This window comes from Pseudomonas sp. EMN2 (genome assembly GCF_009650555.1).
GTDB lineage: Bacteria > Pseudomonadota > Gammaproteobacteria > Pseudomonadales > Pseudomonadaceae > Aquipseudomonas > Aquipseudomonas sichuanensis.
In genome coordinates this window covers 1-19322 of the sequence record NZ_VZZR01000091.1, presented here as the reverse complement: position 1 = coordinate 19322, position 19322 = coordinate 1, and the positions used below count along the sequence as shown (strand labels likewise).

Below are 19322 nucleotides of genomic sequence, written 5' to 3'. Positions count from 1 at the left end.
CATCCCGCTCCCGCGGCGTCAGACTGTCGATCCGCGCCTGCACCTCCTGCACCGCCCCATTCCCCCCCTGGGCACGCCCAAGCGCCGCCTGCACACTGTCCAGCAACAACTGATCGTTATACGGCTTCTCGATGAAATCACAGGCCCCCGCCTTGAACGCCCGCACCACGATCGGCACATCAGCATGCCCGCTGACAAAGATCAACGGCATGTCCAAACCCCGCTGCTGCAACGCCTGCTGCACCGCCAGCCCGCCCATCCCCGGCATGCGCACATCCAGCAACACACAAGCCGGACCACTACCGTCGCAAGCCTCCAGAAACGCCTGGCCGCTGGTGAACGGCAAGGCCTGCAACCCCACCGACTCGAGCAACCACACCGTCGAATCGAGCATCCCCGGGTCATCGTCCACCACATACACCTTCGCTTGCACCACCGCCCCCTCCTTCATGTCCGGTTCACCGCCAGCCGGCAGCACAACACCAACCCGCCGCCCTCACCCACCCGCGCCCAGAGGCTGCCACCCAAGCCTTCGACAATGCTGCGGCTCATGCTCAACCCCAGGCCCAGGCCATCGGCCTTGCTGGTAGTGAACGGCGTAAAGATCGCCTCCAACTGCTCAGGCGCCACGCCAGGCCCCTGGTCGGCCACCTCCACCAGCAGCCCGTCGTCCTGGCGCCAAGCGCCCAGCAGGATACGCGACGGTTGGCCTGCGTGCAGTTCACGGTTGGCGTCGATGGCATTGCGCAGCAGGTTGAGCAGTACCTGCTCCAGCAACACCCGATCGGCGTACACCGTCGGCAGCTGCGGCCCCAGTCGCTGCTCGATGCGCACCTGTGCCGCAGCCGCCTCCCAGGCGCAAAGCCTGAGCGCTTCCCCGGCAACCTGGGCGATATCCAGCGCCTGCAGCTGGCGCGGGCCCTTGCGCAGGAAGGCGCGCAGGCGGCGGATCACCTCGGCGGCGTGAGTGGCTTGCTGGCTGATACGTTGCAGGCCTTGGACAACCCGCTCGCGGGCTTGGGGGTCGTGGTCCAGGTTGTGCAGGTAGCGCAGGCTGGCATTGCTGTAATTGAGCACTGCGGCCAGCGGCTGGTTGATCTCGTGGGCAATGCCCGAAGCCAGCTCGCCCAGCGTCGCCACCCGAGCGCTGTGGGCCAGGTTTTCCTGGGCCTCGATGCGCAAGGTGATGTCGCGGGACACGGCGACGATTTCTACCACTGCACCGGTATAGGTTTCGCGGATCGCCCGGCAGGCGATCTCGAACCAGCGGTAACGGCCATCGGCATGGCGCACGCGGCAGGTCATGGTGTGGTAGCCATCCGCCTCCAGCGCCGCACCGGCCTGCAGCAGCGCCTGGCGGCGCTCGCGCGGGGGCAGCAGGCTGCGCACCGGGCTGCCGCGCAGTTGCTCCGGCCATACACCGAGCAGGCGGAAGGCCGCAGGCGTGGCATCGAGAAAGCGCCCGTCCGGGCTGTGCCGGGATATCAGGTCGGTGGTGTTCTCGGTGATCAGCCGGTACAGCCGCCGTGCCCGGCTGGCCTCACGCTCACCCTGGCGCTCGCCGCTGGCATCGCGGCAGCGGGCCAGCACCTGTTGGCCGCTGTGATCGGGGATGAAGGTCCACAGCAGGATGCGCTCGCCCACCTGAGCCTCGACCTCGCTTATCGCCCGCCCCTGGCGCAGACAGGCGCGCACCAGCGCGGCATGGTTGCCCGGTAGCCAACGGTCCAGCGGCGGCCCTTCGGTAATCAGTGCCTGCAAGGCGGCGTTGAGCTGCACTGGGCTGGCATCGGCCGCCAGCAAAAGGCTCGGTTGCGGGTCCAGGGCAAGCAAGGGGGAGCAGTCAGGCTTCACGGGCAAAGGCTCTTGCTATAGTAGTTTTACTATATTGCTATAGTCGATCTTCCAGATACCATAGCGGCTCGCGTAAAAAAGCGACAGGGAGGCACGCCCTTCCCACACCCTGATCAGAGCTAACAATCAGCCACCGGGGGTCTAGCGCACGGAGTGCGCCTGCCTCCCCTACAGGAACCGCGCATGTCGATCTTCTCCCAGGGCCTGATGCCCGCACCTGTCAACCACGTCGCCCTCACCCCGCTGAGCTTCATCGAACGCACCGCCGCGGTGTATGGCCAGTACCCGGCCGTGGTCCATGGTGCCATCCGCCGTGACTGGCGCGAAACCTATGCCCGCTGCCGACGCCTGGCCAGCGCCCTGCAGGGCCGTGGCGTCGGCCGTGGCGACACGGTGTCGGTGATGCTGCCGAACATCCCGGCCATGCTCGAGGCGCACTTCGGCGTACCGATGATCGGCGCCGTGCTCAACACCCTCAACGTGCGCCTGGACGCCGAGGCCATTGCCTTCATGCTGCGTCATGGCGAGGCAAAGGTACTGATCGGCGACCGCGAGTTCCACGGTGTGATCCGCGATGCCCTGGCCCTGCTGGAGCACCCGCCGCTGGTGATCGACGTGGACGACCCGGAATACGGCGAGGGCCAGCCGGTCAGCGAGCTGGACTACGAGGCCCTGCTCGCCGAGGGCGACCCGGACTTCGCCTGGGAGTGGCCGGAGGACGAATGGCAGGCGATCTCGCTCAACTACACCTCCGGCACCACCGGCAACCCCAAGGGCGTGGTCTATCACCACCGCGGCGCCTACCTCAACGCCATCGGCAACCAGATGACGTGGGCCATGGGCCACCGCCCGGTGTACCTGTGGACCCTGCCGATGTTCCATTGCAACGGCTGGTGCTACCCCTGGACCGTCACCGCGCTGGCCGGCACCCACGTGTTCCTGCGCCGGGTCGACCCGCAGAAGATCCTCACGCTGATCCGCGAACACCGGGTCAGCCACCTGTGCGGCGCGCCGATCGTGCTCAACGCCCTGGTCAACATGCCCGACGCCGCCAAGGCCGCCATCGAACACCCGGTGCAGGCGATGGTCGCCGGCGCCGCACCACCGGCCAAGGTGATCGGTGCGGTGGAGCAAATGGGCATCCACATCACCCACACCTACGGCCTGACCGAGGTCTACGGCCCGGTGACCGTGTGTGCCTGGCATGAGGAATGGGACGCCCTGACCCTGGATGAACGGGCACGGATCAAGTCACGCCAGGGCGTGCGCTACCCGACCCTGGACGGCCTGATGGTCGCCGACCCGCAAACCCTCGAACCGGTACCGCGCGACGGCAACACCCTGGGTGAGATCTTCATGCGCGGCAACACCGTGATGAAGGGCTACCTGAAGAACCCCGAGGCCACCGCCGAGGCCTTCCGCGGTGGCTGGTTCCACACCGGCGACCTGGCGGTGTGGCATGCCGATGGCTACGTCGAGATCAAGGACCGGCTCAAGGACATCATCATTTCCGGCGGCGAGAACATCTCCACCATCGAGGTCGAGGACGCCCTGTACCGCCACCCGGCCGTGCTCGAAGCCGCCGTGGTGGCGCGCCCCGACGAAAAATGGGGCGAGACGCCCTGCGCCTTCGTCGCCCTCAAGACTGGCCATGGCGGCACCCGCGAAAACGAACTCATCGCCTGGTGCCGCGAGCACCTGGCCGGGTTCAAGGTACCGAAGACCGTGGTGTTCGGCGAATTGCCCAAGACCAGTACCGGCAAGATCCAGAAGTACGTACTGCGCGACCGCGCCCGGGCGCTCTGAAAGCATCGCGGGGCAAGCCCGCTCCCACGTAGGCAACACGTGGGAGCGGGCTTGCCCCGCGATAAAGCCCCCCGATTTCCTGCCAGTTCATGAGACTCAGATGACCGACTACACCGCCCCCCTGCGCGACATGCACTTCGTCCTCCACGAGGTGTTCCAAGGCCCTGCCCTGTGGGCACGCCTTCCCGCCCTGGCCGAGCGGCTCGACGCCGACACCGCCTACGCCATCCTCGAAGAAGCCGCCCGCCTCACCGGCCAACTGATCGCCCCGCTTAGCCGCAACGGCGACGAACAGGGCGTGCAGTTCGCCGACGGTGAAGTGCACACCCCCGACGGTTTCAGACAAGCCTGGCGCACCTATCGAGAAGGCGGCTGGGTCGGCCTGGGCGGTAACCCCGAGCACGGCGGCATGGGGATGCCGAAGATGCTCGGGGTGCTGTTCGAAGAGATGCTGTACGCCGCCGACAGCAGCTTCAGCCTGTATTCCGCGCTCACCGCCGGCAGTTGCCTGGCGATCGACGCCCACGCCAGCGAACAGCTCAAGGCCACTTACCTGCCCGCTCTGTACCAAGGCCGCTGGGCCGGCACCATGTGCCTGACCGAGCCCCACGCCGGCACCGACCTGGGGCTGATCCGCACCCGCGCCGAACCCCAGGCCGATGGCAGCTATCAGCTGAGCGGCAGCAAGATCTTCATCACCGGTGGCGAACAGGACCTCACCGAGAACATTGTCCACCTGGTGCTGGCGCGCCTGCCCGACGCACCGGCCGGCGCCAAGGGCATCTCGTTGTTCCTGGTGCCGAAATACCGGGTCGCCGCCGACGGCAGCCTGGGCGCGCGCAATGGCGCCCACTGCGGGTCGATCGAACACAAGATGGGCATCAAGGCCTCGGCCACCTGCGTGATGAACTTCGACCAGGCCGAGGGCTACCTGGTCGGCGAAGCGAACAAAGGCCTGGCGGCGATGTTCACCATGATGAACTACGAGCGGCTGTCCATAGGCCTGCAGGGCATCGGTTGCGCCGAGGCGTCTTACCAGGCCGCCGCACGCTACGCCAACGAGCGCCTGCAAAGCCGCGCAGCCAGCGGCAGCGACGCCCCCACGCACAGCGCCGACCCGATCATCGTGCACGGCGATGTGCGGCGCATGCTGCTGACCATGCGCACCTTTACCGAGGGCGGCCGCGCCTTCGCCGTGTACGTCGGGCAACAGCTGGACATCGCCCGCTACGCCGAGGATGCTGGCGAGCGCGAACGTGCCCAGCGCCAGGTGGCGCTGCTGACGCCAGTGGCCAAGGCATTCTTCACCGACAACGGCCTGGAAAGCTGCGTGCTGGGCCAACAAGTGTTTGGCGGCCACGGCTACATCCGCGAATGGGGCCAGGAGCAGCGCGTGCGCGACGTGCGCATCGCGCAAATCTATGAGGGCACCAACGGCATCCAGGCCCTCGACCTGCTGGGGCGCAAGGTGCTGGGCGACGGCGGCCAGGCCCTGGCGGGCCTTGTGGCCGAGATCCGCGCCTTTTGCGTGGACGCCGCGCTGCATCGCGAGGCGCTACTGGAGGCGTTGGTACGCCTGGAGCGCGTCAGCCAGTGGCTGCAGGCGCAGGCCCGCACGGACGCCAACCTGGTCAGCGCCTCGGCGGTGGAGTACCTGCACCTATTCGGGTTGACCGCCTATGCCTATATGTGGGCGCGCATGGCCAACGTGGCGCAGGCCCGGCAGGCGCAGGACCCGGCCTTCCATGGCGCCAAGCTCGACTGCGCGGCGTTCTACTTCCAGCGCGTGTTGCCACGTGGCCTGGCCCTGGAAGCCAGCATTCGAGCCGGCAGCGCCAGCCTGTATGGGATGGCGGCAGAGCAGTTCTGAAACCTCGGCCCATCGCGGATGTGCCCCGCGATGGGCCGAAAGCAGGTACGAGCCATCCTAGGCAGCGAATGCCAAAGCATTGATTAGCATGCTAAGTACATTTTCATTTTGCAGGCCGACAGGCCCATCCGATAGATGGCGCGCGAGAGGGCCGCAAAGCGGCCCCTGTGGCACCTAGCATCAGGCGTTTATATCCCCCTTTTCTCTCATCGACTCCAGCTTGCCGACCTGCTCGCTGGCCAGCCGGCTGATGATCCGGATTGCCTGGTGGATCCCCGCCGTGTTGCGAAAGCTCAGTTGCGGGTTGTGTTCGCATTCCAGCATTTCGTCGTGCTGGACCAGGGCTTCGCCTAGCAGTTCGAGGGTCCAGGCGTAGCTTTGGATGGTGGATAGGCGTTCGTGGTCAGTCATGGGGTACCTCACGGTTGGCGAGGGACTGGCTGTCGATCGGGTAGAAGGTTGGGGATGGGGTGGCCGCGGGGCTTGGGCGGCGGAGAGCGGATGCGAGGATCTTGCTCAGAATGCGAATAAGCATGCATGAGACTCCAAGTTTGGGTTTGGAGCGGCCACGATCCTTCCTACGGGATTGGGTGGCAGCTGTGTATGGGGTAGGAATACCGGGAAACTTGGAACCCGGCCAGGCCGAAGCCTGCCCACACACAGCCGCCATGACACATCGCGGCAGGCACAAAAAAAGCGCCAGCCGTTGTGATGGGGCGCCCAGTGCGTGCGCCAAGTTTACCAGCAGGTTCCTACACCTGGCCGCAGATTTTGCTACGACTTGAGGAATCTATCTCCAGGTCGGATTGGTTCGCAACAGGTCTGACTGGAGGAAATTTCCTAAAGCATTGAGGGAAGGAACGCCGGGGGATAAGCGTACACTTGGTCCGCCTTGTTGGTACGACGCGGTTTCATCATGGGCGTTGCCGCCGCCCCACATGACTCAAGGCATGCACCCAGGCAGGCGCCGGTACTGTCACTGGAGCAATTGACCCGAAACAAACTGTGGGAGCTGGCTTGCCAGCGATGCGCCGCGCGGGCGGCGCTCGATCTCATAGGCGCTGCAAAAACACCGGCAGGCACTTGGTGACTTTCACTCAATCTTCCGACATGCACTTGGTGGCCATTACCCAATCCTTATTTTCAAGGGCCAGCGGTGTGACACCCAAGGGCCTGTCTTGGGATCGCATGCGGGCTACCAGGTGTACGCCGACAGATCTGCAGCGCCCTCGAGATCGAGCGCCGCCCGCGCGGCGCATCGCTGGCAAGCCAGCTCCCACATCTGTTTCGGGCCAGTTACTCCTGTAAGGTCATCATTGTCCGCCTTGTTGGCACGACGCGGTTTCATCATGGGCGTTGCCGCCGCCCCACATGACACGTGGCCTGGCCCTGGAAGCCAGCATTCGCAGCCTGTATGCAATGGCGGCAGAGCAGTTCTGAACCCTCGGCCCATCGCGGATATGCCCCGCGATGGGCTTAAAGCAGATACGAGCCATGCGCAACTACTACGAAATTTCCTACAATTGATAGTCATTCGCCATTAACACGTTCTCGGAAGCCCTCCGCCAAGGGTAGAATGCCCGCAAAACCGGGAGCTGCAATGAATCAGGACCGCCTCACCCCCAGCGAAGACGATGCCATCACCGACGCCGCCGCGCATTGGTGCATGCGCCTGCACGCCGAAGACTGCACGGCGGCGGAACAGGCAGCGTTCAGCCAGTGGCTGGCGGCCGACCTGCGGCACGCGCAGGAGTATCAGGCGATGCTGGAGATCTGGCAGACCGCCGACCTGCTGCCGCGCAGCGCCCAGGTAGTGGAGCTCAAACCCCGGCAGGCCGCGGCCCGTAACTGGCGGCCATTGGCCTCGGCGGCGGCCATTGCCCTGCTCGCCCTGCCCCTGGCCGGCTGGGTGGGCTGGGAACAAGGCTGGCTGCCCAACGGCTACCAGCATGTCGAAGCCACCGACCAACTGCGCCAGGTGCGCCTGAGCGACGGCAGCAGCGTCGAACTCAACCTGCACAGCGAGCTGCGCTACCTGAACTACAAGGACGAACGCCGCGTTACCCTGATCAAGGGCGAGGCGTTCTTCAAGGTCGTGCACGACAGCAGCCACCCGTTCATCGTTCGTGCCGGCAACGGCCAGACCCGGGTCACCGGTACCCAGTTCAACGTGTGGAAGTATGAAGACCAGGTCAAGGTGACGCTGGTGGAGGGCTCGGTACTGGTCAGCAACGATGGCAACGCCGGTGGCTACCGGCTCGGCCCGGGCATGCAGGCCAGCTATCACACCGGTGATTTCGAACCGCAACTGAGCCAGAGCGACGACTCGGGCAACAGCCTGGCCTGGCGCAGTGGCAAGCTGGTGCTGGACAATCTGAGCCTGGCCCAGGCCCTGCCGGTGATCAACCGCTACCTCGACAAGCCACTGCGCCTGGCCGACGACAGCACTGCCAGGATCCGTATCAGCGGGGTCTATAACACCCGCGAAGTGGCACGCCTGGTCGACACCCTGCCCAAGGTGCTGCCGGTATACCTCACCCGCAGCAAGGACGGCAGCACCGTCCTCAACCGCATCACCCCGCCGCCAAGCCGCGGCTAAATCAACCCAGCGCGATCCTTGCAGGAGCGGCCTTTCGCGACACAAGGCCGCTCCTACAGAAGACCGCGCAGCGCCGCTCGACAGGCTTTACAAGGTCATCGCCGCCAACCAGCCGAACGCCAGCAACGGCAGGTTGTAATGGATGAACGTCGGCACCACGGTGTCCCAGATATGGTGGTGCTGGCCATCCACGTTCAGCCCCGAGGTCGGCCCCAAGGTCGAGTCCGAAGCTGGCGAACCGGCATCGCCCAAGGCGCCGGCGGTACCGACGATGCACACCGTGGCCACCGGGTCGAAGCCCAGTTGCACACACAGCGGCACGAAGATCGCTGCCAGGATCGGCACGGTGGAGAACGACGAGCCGATGCCCATGGTCACCAGCAGCCCCACCAGCAGCATCAACAATGCGCCGACGCCCTTGCTGTGGTCGATCCACTGCGCCGAGGTCTCGACCAGGGTCTTCACTTCACCGGTGGCCTTCATCACATCGGCAAAGCCCGAGGCGGCGATCATGATGAAGCCGATCATCGCCATCATCTTCATGCCCTCGGTGAACAGGCCGTCAGTATCCTTCCAGCGCACGATGCCCGACAGCGAGAAGATCAAGAAACCCACCATCGCGCCAATGATCATCGAGTCCAGCAACAGCTGGATGATGAATGCCGCACCGATGGCCACACCGGCAACCACCAGGGTCAGCGGGTTGTATTTCACACTGACCTGCTCGACCTCTTCGATACGCGCCAGGTCGTAGTCGCGCTTCTTGCGGTAGCTGAAGAACACTGCCAGCAACAGGCCGGCGAGCATGCCGGCCGCCGGGATGGCCATGGCGTGGGTGACATTGACCCCGCTCACATCCACGCCCGCGCGGGCGACGTTGGCCAGCAGGATCTCGTTGAGGAAGATGTTGCCAAAGCCCACCGGCAGGAACATGTACGGGGTGATCAGGCCGAAAGTGATCACGCAGGCGATCAGCCGGCGATCGATGCGCAGGCGCGTCAGTACATAGAGAAGCGGCGGCACCAGCAACGGAATGAAGGCGATGTGGATCGGCAGGATGTTCTGCGACGATACCGCCACCACCAGCATCAGGCCGATCATCAGCCATTTGACCTTGCCGCCATCGGCATGCCCCTGACGGTCGATCATCGCCAAGGCGCGGTCGGCCAGGGCATGGGCCAGGCCCGACTTGGCGATGGCCACGGCGAAGGCGCCGAGCAGCGCATACGACAACGCCACCGTGGCACCGCCACCCAGGCCACCGTTGAAGGCCTTGAGCGTGCCCTCGATACCCAGGCCACCGACCAGGCCACCGGCCAGGGCGCCGACGATCAGCGCGATGACCACATGCACACGGGACAGGCTCAGGATCAGCATGAGCCCGACCGCGGCAATCACTGCATTCATGGTGTGCAAACCTCTTTACGACAGACAAAAAGCGAGCGTTCCGGCGACAGCTGCGCGCAGGCAGTGGCCGGACCAGGGGATGTTGTTATGAAGGGCGCACACTCTGAAGCACTGCTGGGCAGAAGTCAAAAGCGTCTGCCCCGCGCACCTTGTAGGAAATAGACGAAAGTCGAAGAATTAAATTGAACGTTTGAATAAAGAAAAATTCTGCACCGCCGATACAGCATGCAGCATCAAACCTATTACAAGGGATTTGCCCCCATGCCTGCGCTGCGACAACTCTCCATCCAATGGAAGATCACCCTGCTGGCCGGCCTGTGCCTGGCCAGCATCGTCACCCTGCTGGTCGGCCTTTCGCTGTACCGAATGGACCACAGTTCCGACCTGGTCAAGGCCAGCAGCATGCACATGCTCAGCGAAGCGGCGCAGTCGCGCATCGAATCGCAAGGTGAAGTGCAGGCCCTGAACATCCGCCGCCAGTTCATGGACGCCTACCAGTACGGCGCCGGCTTTGCCCGCCAGGTGCTGTTCCTGCGCGAACAGGCGGAAAAACGTTTCCTCGACGCCTACGACCTGCGCCAGGACATGACCGCCCAGGTGCGTGCTGCGCTGCAGGCCAACCCTGACCTGCTCGGCCTGTCGCTGGTATTCGAGCCCGGCGCACTGGACGGCAAGGACAAGCTGTTCACCGGCCAGGCAGAGCTGGGCAGCAACGAGACCGGCCGCTTCGCCCTGTACTGGTCGCAACCGCGCGCCGGCCAGCTGACCTCCATGGCACTGCCCGAGCACGACATGGCCAACACCGAAGTCGGCCCCAGCGGCCAGCCGGCCAACACCTGGTGGGTGTGCCCACGCAGCACCGGCACGGTGTGCGTGGTCGAGCCGTACTTCTACGACATCGACGGCCAGCGCGTGCTGATGACCAGCATCGTGTTCCCGCTCAAGAGCAACGGCAAGGTGATCGCCACCCTGTCCATCGACATCAACCTCAACAGCCTGCAGGCCCTGAGCGAGTCGGCCAGCCGTGGCCTGTACGAAGGCCGCACCACGGTCGGCATCCTCAGCCCGGTCGGCTTGCTGGCCGGCTACAGTGCCGATGCCGGCAAGCTGGCTCAGCGCCTGGACCAGGTCGACACCGCGCAAGGCGCGGAACTGGTGCGCAAGCTGGCCGAAGGCAAGTTGCAGATCCTGCATGGCGCGCAGCGTCTGAAAGTGCTGGCCGCCTTCGAGCCGATCCCCGGCGGCAAGCCGTGGGGCGTGCTGCTGGACGTACCGGAAAGCGCCCTGACCGGCCCGGCCGAAGCGCTCAAGCAGGAGCTCGACGCCCTCAATACCAGCGGCACCCTGCTGGAACTGGGCCTGGGCCTGGCCGCCGCCATCGCCGGCCTGCTGCTGGTGTGGCTGATGGCCCGCACCGTGACCAAGCCGATCCTCGGCGTGGCCGCCATGCTCAAGGACATCGCCAGCGGCGAAGGCGACCTGACCCGCCGCCTGCAGTACGACAAGCGCGACGAGCTGGGCGAGCTGGCCGGCTGGTTCAACCGCTTCCTCGACAAGCTGCAGCCGACCATCGCCGAAGTGAAACGCTCGGTGCAGGCCGCCCGCGGCACCGCCGACCAGTCCGCGTCCATCGCCACGCAGACCAGCGCCGGCATGGAGCAGCAGTACCGCCAGGTGGATCAGGTGGCCACCGCCTCCCACGAGATGAGCGCCACCGCCCAGGACGTCGCCCGCAGCGCGGCCCAGGCCGCCCAGGCCGCTCGCGACGCCGATCAGGCCACCCGCGAAGGCCTGGCGGTGATCGACCGCACCACCACCAGCATCGACACCCTGGCCGCCGACATGAGCAGCGCCATGGCCGAGGTCGAAGGCCTGGCGCAGAACAGCGAGAAGATCGGCTCGGTACTGGAAGTGATCCGCTCGATCGCCGAGCAGACCAACCTGCTGGCGCTCAACGCCGCCATCGAAGCAGCCCGAGCCGGTGAAGCCGGGCGTGGTTTTGCGGTGGTCGCCGATGAAGTGCGCAACCTCGCCCGTCGTACCCAGGAGTCGGTGGAAGAGACCCGCCAGGTGATCGAGGCGCTGCAGGCCGGTACCCGCGATGTGGTCGGTGCCATGAATAGCAGCCATCGCCAGGCCCAGGGCGGTGTCGAGCAGGTCGGCCAGGCGGCCACCGCGTTGCAGCGCATCGGCCAGGCGGTGACGGTGATTACCGACATGAACCTGCAGATCGCCAGCGCTGCCGAAGAACAGAGCGCGGTGGCCGAAGAGATCAACAGCAACGTCGCCACCATCCGCGACGTCACCGAGTCGCTGTCGGGCCAGGCCAACGAATCGGCGCGGGTCAGCCAGTCGCTGAACAGCCTGGCCAACCAGCAACAGGGATTGATGGATCAATTCCGGGTGTGAGCCCAAGGTTTGCGGGCGCACCTTGGTGCGCCCGCAGGCTGGCCCCGCAATGCTACAACTCGTCTTTCCCAGGTTGACCACTGACCAATAGGGTGTCGAGCAACGCCATGGCACCCTCGACGTTCGGCCTGGCCCCCATCGGCAACCTCGTCTCGCCAGGCAGCGTGGCGTCCTCATAGCCGGACTTCATCACCAGCAGGTGCATCTGGTCGCCATTGAGGTAGACATGGTGCCGCTCGATGGCATAGGACTGGATCAGGCTTAACGCACCCGCGACCATCGGCGTCGCCGCCGATGTACCGTTGTAGAAGTCGGTGTAGTCACGGTCTGTTCCGGACTTGTCCTGCAAGTCCCTGTCGTGAATCGCACCTAACGTCACGACACCATCCCCCCAACCGTTGAGCATCCGGTACGGGTAATGGAAATTCGACCACTCGCTGGGCTTGCCAGACCATGACTGGCAAGCGCCAACCACAATGGCGCCAGCATCGCCATGATTGTCGAAGTGACGCCAGGCCGAAAGGTCGACACCACGCCCCTTGACTGCTCCAACAGCCGTGTTGTCTGCCTTGTGGCCGTTGCCGGCGGCGCAAACCACCACCGCGCCTCGCGCGTTGAGTTCTCGGATAACTTGCCACCACAACTGGGAGTGAAGAGTTGGCAACCGAGTACCTGGCATGCCCGTGGCCTCGACCTCCCGGTTAAAGGCCACGACATCGCCCGGCAGCACCAGACGCAGCAGTGCCTTGAGCGCCTGCGAGTTGGCACTCTGGTTGGGGTAAACGTACAGCTGCGCGCCATGGGCGATACCGGTTGTACCAAAGCCGTTGGCCTTCGCAACCAAAAGCCCCGCTGCGGCGGTGCCATGCACCGGATCGTCATTGGGCCCGGCCACGACCACATGAATCTGCGCGACACCAGGCAGGTCCTCGTGATCCTTGTTCAGGCCACCATCGGTCAGGTGGGTGCGAATCCCCTTGCCTGTAACCTTCCGCTCCCAGGCCTTGCGAATGTTGAGGCCTTTTGTTGTCGTACCGGGCTCGTCCAGATAGGTTTGCAGCGCCTCGAAGTCTGGCGTCGGACTTGCATTTTCATTCGCTCTGTTACCCAGCACCACAGCGCCTCCGGTAAACAGGGTCGCCAGCAAACCGGCGGCAGCCAGTGCCCAGCCTGGCGACTCTGCCCCCTTCGGCAGAAGCTGCACGCTGAGCACGTAATCCAGCGAGGCAAGGGTCCTGCCCAGGGCGACAAAGGTATCGTTGAGCATGCTGTCGGGTTGCTCGATAGAGTAATACGGCGCCAGCACGGCCAATGCCTGGTCGTCTCGCTCATCGGCGTCAAGCACAGGCTGCCATTTGATGACGTCCCCCAGCTTGGGCCACAGCTTCGCCAGATGAGATCCCGACGAAGGCTCCATATCCGCCGCGAATCGTTCCGCGCCACCTTCGGCAAATGCCAACAGCAGCGGGCCCAGTGCAGGGCCGGAGTTGATTTCAGGGTGCCCTTGCAGGGCTTCATCTTCCAGAATCGGCAAGTTATGCGCTTTGTTCTCGATGCTGCGTTCGCGCCGACTCAGTACAGGCTCCAGCGGCACATTATCGAGCAAGCGCCGCGTCGCTTCTGTGGCCTTGATATCGAACATCAATGCAGCGAACGCCTGCGTCCGCTCCCCAGTGCCGTCCAACCAGGTCACCGTTGGCGTTACCGAGTAGGTACCAGCCGAGACCGCCACACTAAACGTGGCGGGGCAACCATAGTCCTCCAGCTGACCGCTGCTGGCCTGGCCCGTAACCGTCCTGTCCTCGAGCCGCCGGGGCCGCCCGTCGATGACCGATCGCAATACGTAGCGGATGCTCTTGACCTTGCCGAGATCGGCGCCCACGCAACGCACGAACAACAAGCCATCAAATTGAAAGTTGCGATAATGCACAAAACTTAGATCATCCATCCTTAGAACCTTGTTTTTCCAGTTGAGCGAATAGCATGTTCGGGCATGCCGGATGAATGATCGATTCTGGGGAGACGATGGCAAGTATTGCAGCCTGCAAACATTCCCCGTGCAGCTCAGGGTCATGGATGCGCACGACCCGCGTCAGCGCAGGTCAGCCAGTCGTTGAACAGCCATGCCAAGCAGCATCAGGACTGGAAGGGGGCAGTACCGGCGGGCCACGCCAGGCGTTGAACGAAAAGTGCCTGCGCGACGATCATGCTGCGTTGAAAACAGGCGGGTGCACCAGCGCGGTCGGAATGCTCACTTACAACACGTAAAGTCGAGCGCGACTCCTTCCGTTGCTCGCCAGTTTTCGCCTTGCCTAATCGCCGCTCGGCAACTTTTTGTACAAACCCCAGGGATAGCGCACCCGTCACACTACTGGCAGAAATGACAGGTCAGCAGCCTGAAAGCTGTGCGGCTCACAGTTCGTCCCTTGGCGAATGGAAACGGCCACCGCCGAGCAGGCGGTCGAGCAGCACCAGCGCGCCATGCACGTCCGGCCGATGCCCCATGGGAAGCACATCGGTGCCCGGCAGCGTTGCGTCCCGATAACCCGAGGCCGAGACCAGCAGGTGCATCTGATCGCCATCCAGGTAGATGTGATGCTGCTCGATGGCATACGACTGGATCAGCGCCAGGGCACCCGCCACCAAGGGCGTCGCCGAGGACGTACCCGCGTAGGTGTCGGTGTAGTCCCGGTCATGGCCGGACTTGTCCTGGAGGTTGCCATAGCCCAGGGTGGCCACGCTGTCACCCCAGGCGTTGAGCATGCGGTGGCGATAATTGAAATTGGAGTATTGGTGCGGCTTGCCGTCCCAGGACTGGCAGGCGCCGACCAGAATGCAGCCGGCATCGCCGTGGTCGGCGAAGTGGCGCCAGTGGGCCAGATCGACGCCATAGCCGCTCACCGTGCCCTTGTCGCTCAAGGTAGCCGAACTGCCATTGGCGGCGGCATTGACCACCACGGCACCGCGACGGCTCAGTGCCTGCATCACATCCCACCACGGCCGGTCATGCAACGACGGCAGCATGGTGGCCAACACTTGCGGGCTGGCGGTCTGCCGGTTGATCCCGACGACATCGCCCGGCTGCACCTGACGTAACAGCTGCTTGAGAGTCAGCCAATTGCCATCAACATCGTTGGCGCGATTGTCATGCAGGTACAGTTCACAATCATGGGCGATTCCGCTCACCCCAAAGCCATTGCGCGTGGCCAGCATGACCCCTGCCGAGGCCGTACCGTGCTCGGGATCGTCATTGGGCGTCGAGCTGACAATCTTGAGGCCAGTGTTGCCACGCAGGTCCTCGTGGTTGGGGAACAGCCCGCCGTCGGAAAAATGGATTCGCGCGCCCTTCCCCGTCACCTGGCCGGCCCAGGCCCTGCGCACGTTAAGGCCCTGCCATCGCGGCCCAGGCTCATCGAGGTAGGTCTGGCCTGCTTCAAAATCTGGCGTTGGCTGAGCATTTTCCTGCGCCTGATTGCCTAGCACCACCGCGCCGCCGGTCACCAGCGTCGCCAGCAACGCCGACGCCCCCAGCAGCACATACGGCGCGTCAGGCGCAGGTGGCGCCCACTGCAGCGACTCGACACAGTCCAGCGCGGCGAAAGTCTTGAGCAGGGCAAGATAGGTATCGCCGGTCATGCTGGCAGGCTGCTCCATCCAGCAATAGGGATGCAGCGCAGCCAGCCGTTCATCACGCTGATCCGCAGGCTCAAGCACCGGCCGCAGGACGATGACTGCCGCCAGGTTCGGCCATTGCCGCGACAGGACGCTGTCCGCACCAGGTCGCATGTCTTGCAGCAGTCGCTCCAGGCCCGCGTCGCTGAACTTGATCAGCAGGGATGGATAGCGCTCACCGGGGCCAACCGCAGGCAACGCCGACAAGGTCTGGCCATAGGGGTCATCCAACTGTGCCGCATCGACTGGCAGGGCAACGGCGCGCCTGCTGCGCTGGCGTGTCTCGCGCAGCGGCATCTTGTCGAGGATCCGCCTGCCCAGTTCGTCCTCGTGGATATCGATGATCAATGCCGGCAGATCGATCACACCGTCCGGCCCCACAGGGTGGCCCATTGCCTGTGCCACCTGCTCCAGCAAGATGACCCTTGGGGTGATCCGGTAGCGACCTGCTCGGGCCGAGGTCAGCAGGCTGGCCGGGCAGCCCTGGTCGGCCAACGATCCGGTACGTGCGTACGACCGCGCCGAAACGCCTGCCAGCAACGTTGTGCCCTCGGCCGTCACACGATGCAGTTCGTAACGAATGCGGGCGACCTTGTTCAGGTCCTCGCCCTGACAGCGGACATGAAACCTGCCGTCGAAACGGAAGTTGCGGTAATAGACGAAATGCAAAGCCAGGTTCATCGGTTGATCCTTCAACGGGAGGGGTGCGAGTCAGGCACCATTGTTTGCCGAAAACAGCCCCGGCCCCAGCCTGCTGCCCTTCCCTGGCAGCCTGCAGGGCTCGTCTACACTTGCCCGCACCCGAGTCAGACACCCTGAGGCGTCGATGAACAAACTCCCTGTCCTGATGGCCGGCCTGCTCCTGGCCTTCGGCCTGGCCACCGCCGACTCCGCCGCTTCGACCGAACCAGCGGCCCCGATCCACTTCGGCGCCATCGGTTGGGAAAGCGGCGCACTCACCACCGAGATCCTGCGCCTGGTCGTCGAACGGGGTTATGACTACCCCACCGACACCCTGCCCGGCAGCACGGTGAGCATGGAAGTGGCGCTGGCACGCAACGATCTGCAGGTGATCGCCGAGGAATGGGCCGGGCGCAGCCCCGCCTGGGTCAAAGCCGAACAGGCCGGCCAGGTGTTCGCCCTGGGTGATACGGTAAAAAACGCCGAGGAAGGCTGGTGGGTGCCGGCCTACGTGATCAAGGGCGACCCCTCACGTGGCCTGAAGCCATTGGCCCCGGACCTGCGAAATGTTGCCGACCTCAAGCGCTACCCACAGGTGTTCCGCGACCCTGAGGTGCCGGACAAGGGCCGTTTCCTCAACAGCCCCAGTGGCTGGACCTCCGAGACAGTCAACAGCCAGAAGCTCAAGGCCTATGGCCTGGACACCCTATACAACAACTTCCGCAGCGGCACCGGCGCAGCCCTCGACGCCGAGATCGCCTCGGCGATCCGCCGTGGCCAGCCGGTGCTGTTCTACTACTGGAGCCCGACCCCGCTGATGGGGCGTTATGAACTCGTGCAGCTGGAGGAACCGGCGTTCGATGCGGCGGCCTGGGCCACCCTGACCGATGCCAACAACCCCAACCCACAAGGCAGCCGCTCGCTGCCGGCGAAGTTATCGATCGGCGTTTCCAAGGCCTTCCATGACCAGTACCCGGACCTGGTGGCCGTGTTCGAAAAAGTCGACCTGCCCATCGACATCCTGAACAAAACCCTCGCCCACATGAGTGAAGCCCGCCAGAAACCACGTGAGGCGGCCCTCACCTTCCTGCGCGAACACCCCGAGGTTTGGAAGGCCTGGCTGCCCGCCGACAAGGCCGCCAAGGTCGGGGCCGGCCTGTGAGCGGCGGCTTCCCCGAAGCCCTGCAACTCTCCTTCGCGCCCTCGATCAACCACCTGGTCGACTGGCTGGTGCTGCACTACGGCGATCAGTTGCGCGGCGTCTCCGAGCAGTTGCTGCAACTGCTGGTCGGCCTGGAAAGCCTGCTGCGCCTGCTGCCCTGGTGGCTGCTGTTGCTGCTGGTCGGGCTGCTGGCCTGGCACGCCAGCCGCAGCCTGCTGCGCGCCGTGGCCCTGACCGGGCTGCTGATGCTGATCGGAGTGCTGGGACTGTGGGACAAGCTGCTGCAGACCCTCGCCCTGGTACTGGTGAGCACCGGCCTGTGCGTGCTGATCGGGGTGCCGCTGGGCATCCTGCTGGCTACCCGCCCGCTGGCCCGGCGCCTGCTGCTGCCGGTGCTCGACGTCATGCAGACCCTGCCCGCCTTCGTCTACCTGATCCCGGTATTGATGCTGTTCGGCTTGGGCAAGGTGCCGGCGGTGTTCGCCACCCTGATCTACGCCCTGCCGCCGCTGGTACGCCTGACCCACCTGGGCCTGGCTCAGATCGACCCGTCATTGCTGCAGGCCGCTCACGGCCTGGGCGCCGGCCGCTGGCAGCGCTTGCGGCGCATCGCCCTGCCGCTGGCGCTGCCGAGCATCATGGCCGGGCTCAACCAGTCGGTGATGATGGCGCTGTCGATGGTGGTGGTAGCCTCGATGATCGGCGCCCGCGGGCTGGGCGAGGACGTGCTGGCCGGTATCCAGACACTGAACGTCGGCCAGGGCGTCGAGGCGGGCCTGGCGATCGTCGCCCTGGCGATGGTGATCGATCGGATCAGCCAGGCGTATGGGCGTGCTGGGCGTTGAGGCTGCTATTGCAGTATCGTGCCCGCTGCTCATTGCCCCGGAGTTCCCGCGTGTCCCTCAAAGCCCTGCGCACCCTGGTGACCATCGCCCGCCACGGCACCTTCGCCCGCGCCGCCGACCTGCTCAGCCTCACGCCCTCTGCGGTGAGCCTGCACATCAAGACCCTGGAAGACGAACTGCAGGTCACCCTGTTCGACCGCAGCCGCCGGCAAGTCGTGCTGACCGAGGCCGGGCAACTGGCCGTGGCCCGCGCCGAGAGCATCCTCGCCGCCTATGACGAACTGGCCGACACCCTCGCCAGCGGCCCCAGCCTGCGTGGCCGCCTGCGCATCGGCGCGATCCATACCGTACTGGCGCGGCGCCTGCCGCGGGCCTTGGTGTGGATCAAGGCGCACCATCCGCAACTGCATATCAGCGTGGTATCGGGCATGTCGGCGGAGCTGGCGCGGCGCGTCGAGGACGGCGAACTGGATGCGGCGATCACCACCGAGCCGGTCAGCCCCTACCCGCAGAGCCTGCAATTCACGCCGCTGTTCGAGGACCGTTTCTGGGCCATCGCAAGCCCCGAACTTGCCGGGCAAAGCGTGCCGGCGCTGCTCGCCAGCCAACCGTTCCTGCGTTTCGACAAGCGCGCCTGGGCCGGCCGGCAGATCGAGCAGGAGCTGCGCCGCCAGCGCCTGCAGGTCAGCGAACAGATGGAACTGGACAGCCAGGAGGCCCTGGCACGCATGGCGGCCATGGGCCTGGGGGTGGCGGTCATCCCCATGAGCGACGACGACCTCGAGCGCCTGCCGCCGGCCAGTGTGCAGCCGTTCGGCGAGCCGCAGCTGACCCGGCGCGTGGTGTTGCTGGAACATGAGAAAAGCCAGCGGCGGCATTTGAGTGCGGTGTTGAAGACAGCCATGGACGTTTGAGCGAGGCGTTGTGGGAACGGCGGTGCGCCGCTACGACTTGCCACGCGATCGGCGCTAAACCCGGTTGCCGGCCAATCGCGGGGCAAGCCTGCTCCCACAGGGC

Annotated in this window: 14 protein-coding genes and 1 pseudogene; 8 read left to right on the top strand and 7 right to left on the bottom strand. The window is 65.0% G+C overall.

Annotated elements, in window-relative coordinates; translation table 11 throughout:
- Positions 1–436 (bottom strand): response regulator transcription factor (locus F6X61_RS22715; RefSeq protein WP_153788649.1); only part of this gene is annotated, 436 nt, incomplete at its 3' end.
- 11 nt (positions 437–447) lie between these two features.
- Positions 448–1854 carry a sensor histidine kinase gene (locus F6X61_RS22710; RefSeq protein WP_153788648.1) on the bottom strand — a complete coding sequence of 469 codons (1407 nt, stop codon included), beginning with the start codon at positions 1852–1854 and terminating at the stop codon, positions 448–450.
- A gap of 183 nt (positions 1855–2037) precedes the next feature.
- On the opposite strand from F6X61_RS22710, the gene F6X61_RS22705 reads away from it, so the two are divergent.
- Positions 2038–3660, top strand: coding sequence for an acyl-CoA synthetase (locus tag F6X61_RS22705; RefSeq protein WP_153788647.1), 1623 nt, complete (start codon positions 2038–2040; stop codon positions 3658–3660).
- 100 nt (positions 3661–3760) lie between these two features.
- Entirely contained in the window at positions 3761–5530 is a 1770-nt protein-coding gene (locus F6X61_RS22700) for an acyl-CoA dehydrogenase C-terminal domain-containing protein (RefSeq protein ID WP_153788646.1), read from the top strand.
- 180 nt (positions 5531–5710) lie between these two features.
- On the opposite strand, the gene F6X61_RS22695 is transcribed toward F6X61_RS22700, so the two are convergent.
- Positions 5711–5941 (bottom strand): hypothetical protein, encoded by a 231-nt coding sequence (locus F6X61_RS22695; RefSeq protein WP_153788645.1) that lies wholly within the window; start codon positions 5939–5941, stop codon positions 5711–5713.
- A complete protein-coding gene (locus F6X61_RS27345; protein WP_256671408.1) occupies positions 5934–6065 on the bottom strand; it encodes a hypothetical protein in 132 nt (43 codons plus the stop codon). The genes F6X61_RS22695 and F6X61_RS27345 overlap by 8 nt, the downstream gene beginning before the upstream one ends.
- A gap of 1065 nt (positions 6066–7130) precedes the next feature.
- Here F6X61_RS27345 and F6X61_RS22690 point away from each other — a divergent pair.
- Positions 7131–8129: a FecR family protein gene (locus F6X61_RS22690; RefSeq protein WP_153788644.1), complete on the top strand. Its 999-nt coding sequence runs from the start codon at positions 7131–7133 to the stop codon at positions 8127–8129.
- A gap of 87 nt (positions 8130–8216) precedes the next feature.
- Here the strand turns inward: F6X61_RS22690 and F6X61_RS22685 are convergent, their stop codons facing one another.
- Positions 8217–9536: a Na+/H+ antiporter family protein gene (locus F6X61_RS22685; RefSeq protein ID WP_153788643.1), complete on the bottom strand. Its 1320-nt coding sequence runs from the start codon at positions 9534–9536 to the stop codon at positions 8217–8219.
- 225 nt (positions 9537–9761) lie between these two features.
- On the opposite strand from F6X61_RS22685, the pseudogene F6X61_RS27700 reads away from it, so the two are divergent.
- Both F6X61_RS27700 and F6X61_RS27695 read left to right on the top strand, forming a co-directional pair.
- Positions 9762–11087 (top strand): annotated as a pseudogene (locus tag F6X61_RS27700) (HAMP domain-containing protein); the annotation flags it as partial.
- 102 nt (positions 11088–11189) lie between these two features.
- Positions 11190–11945 carry a methyl-accepting chemotaxis protein gene (locus F6X61_RS27695; RefSeq protein ID WP_371923751.1) on the top strand — a complete coding sequence of 252 codons (756 nt, stop codon included), beginning with the start codon at positions 11190–11192 and terminating at the stop codon, positions 11943–11945.
- A gap of 52 nt (positions 11946–11997) precedes the next feature.
- Here F6X61_RS27695 and F6X61_RS22675 read toward each other — a convergent pair whose 3' ends face one another.
- Positions 11998–13893, bottom strand: coding sequence for a S8 family serine peptidase (locus tag F6X61_RS22675; protein ID WP_153788641.1), 1896 nt, complete (start codon positions 13891–13893; stop codon positions 11998–12000).
- A gap of 464 nt (positions 13894–14357) precedes the next feature.
- Positions 14358–16298, bottom strand: a complete 1941-nt coding sequence (locus tag F6X61_RS22670; RefSeq protein WP_153788640.1) for a S8 family serine peptidase — start codon at positions 16296–16298, stop codon at positions 14358–14360.
- Between the two features lie 145 nt (positions 16299–16443).
- Between F6X61_RS22670 and F6X61_RS22665 the strand changes: the two genes are divergently transcribed.
- Genes F6X61_RS22665 through F6X61_RS22655 form a run of 3 tightly spaced genes read left to right on the top strand, consistent with a single transcriptional unit; the run spans position 16444 to position 19219 of the window.
- Positions 16444–17460 carry an ABC transporter substrate-binding protein gene (locus F6X61_RS22665; RefSeq protein WP_153788639.1) on the top strand — a complete coding sequence of 339 codons (1017 nt, stop codon included), beginning with the start codon at positions 16444–16446 and terminating at the stop codon, positions 17458–17460.
- The gene (locus F6X61_RS22660) at positions 17457–18305 is read left to right on the top strand and encodes a proline/glycine betaine ABC transporter permease (protein WP_153788638.1); all 849 of its coding nucleotides are present in this window, start codon (positions 17457–17459) and stop codon (positions 18303–18305) included. The genes F6X61_RS22665 and F6X61_RS22660 overlap by 4 nt, the downstream gene beginning before the upstream one ends.
- A gap of 50 nt (positions 18306–18355) precedes the next feature.
- Complete coding sequence (locus tag F6X61_RS22655) at positions 18356–19219, top strand: LysR family transcriptional regulator (RefSeq protein ID WP_153788637.1); 864 nt, start codon at positions 18356–18358, stop codon at positions 19217–19219.
- Positions 19220–19322 lie beyond the last annotated feature (103 nt).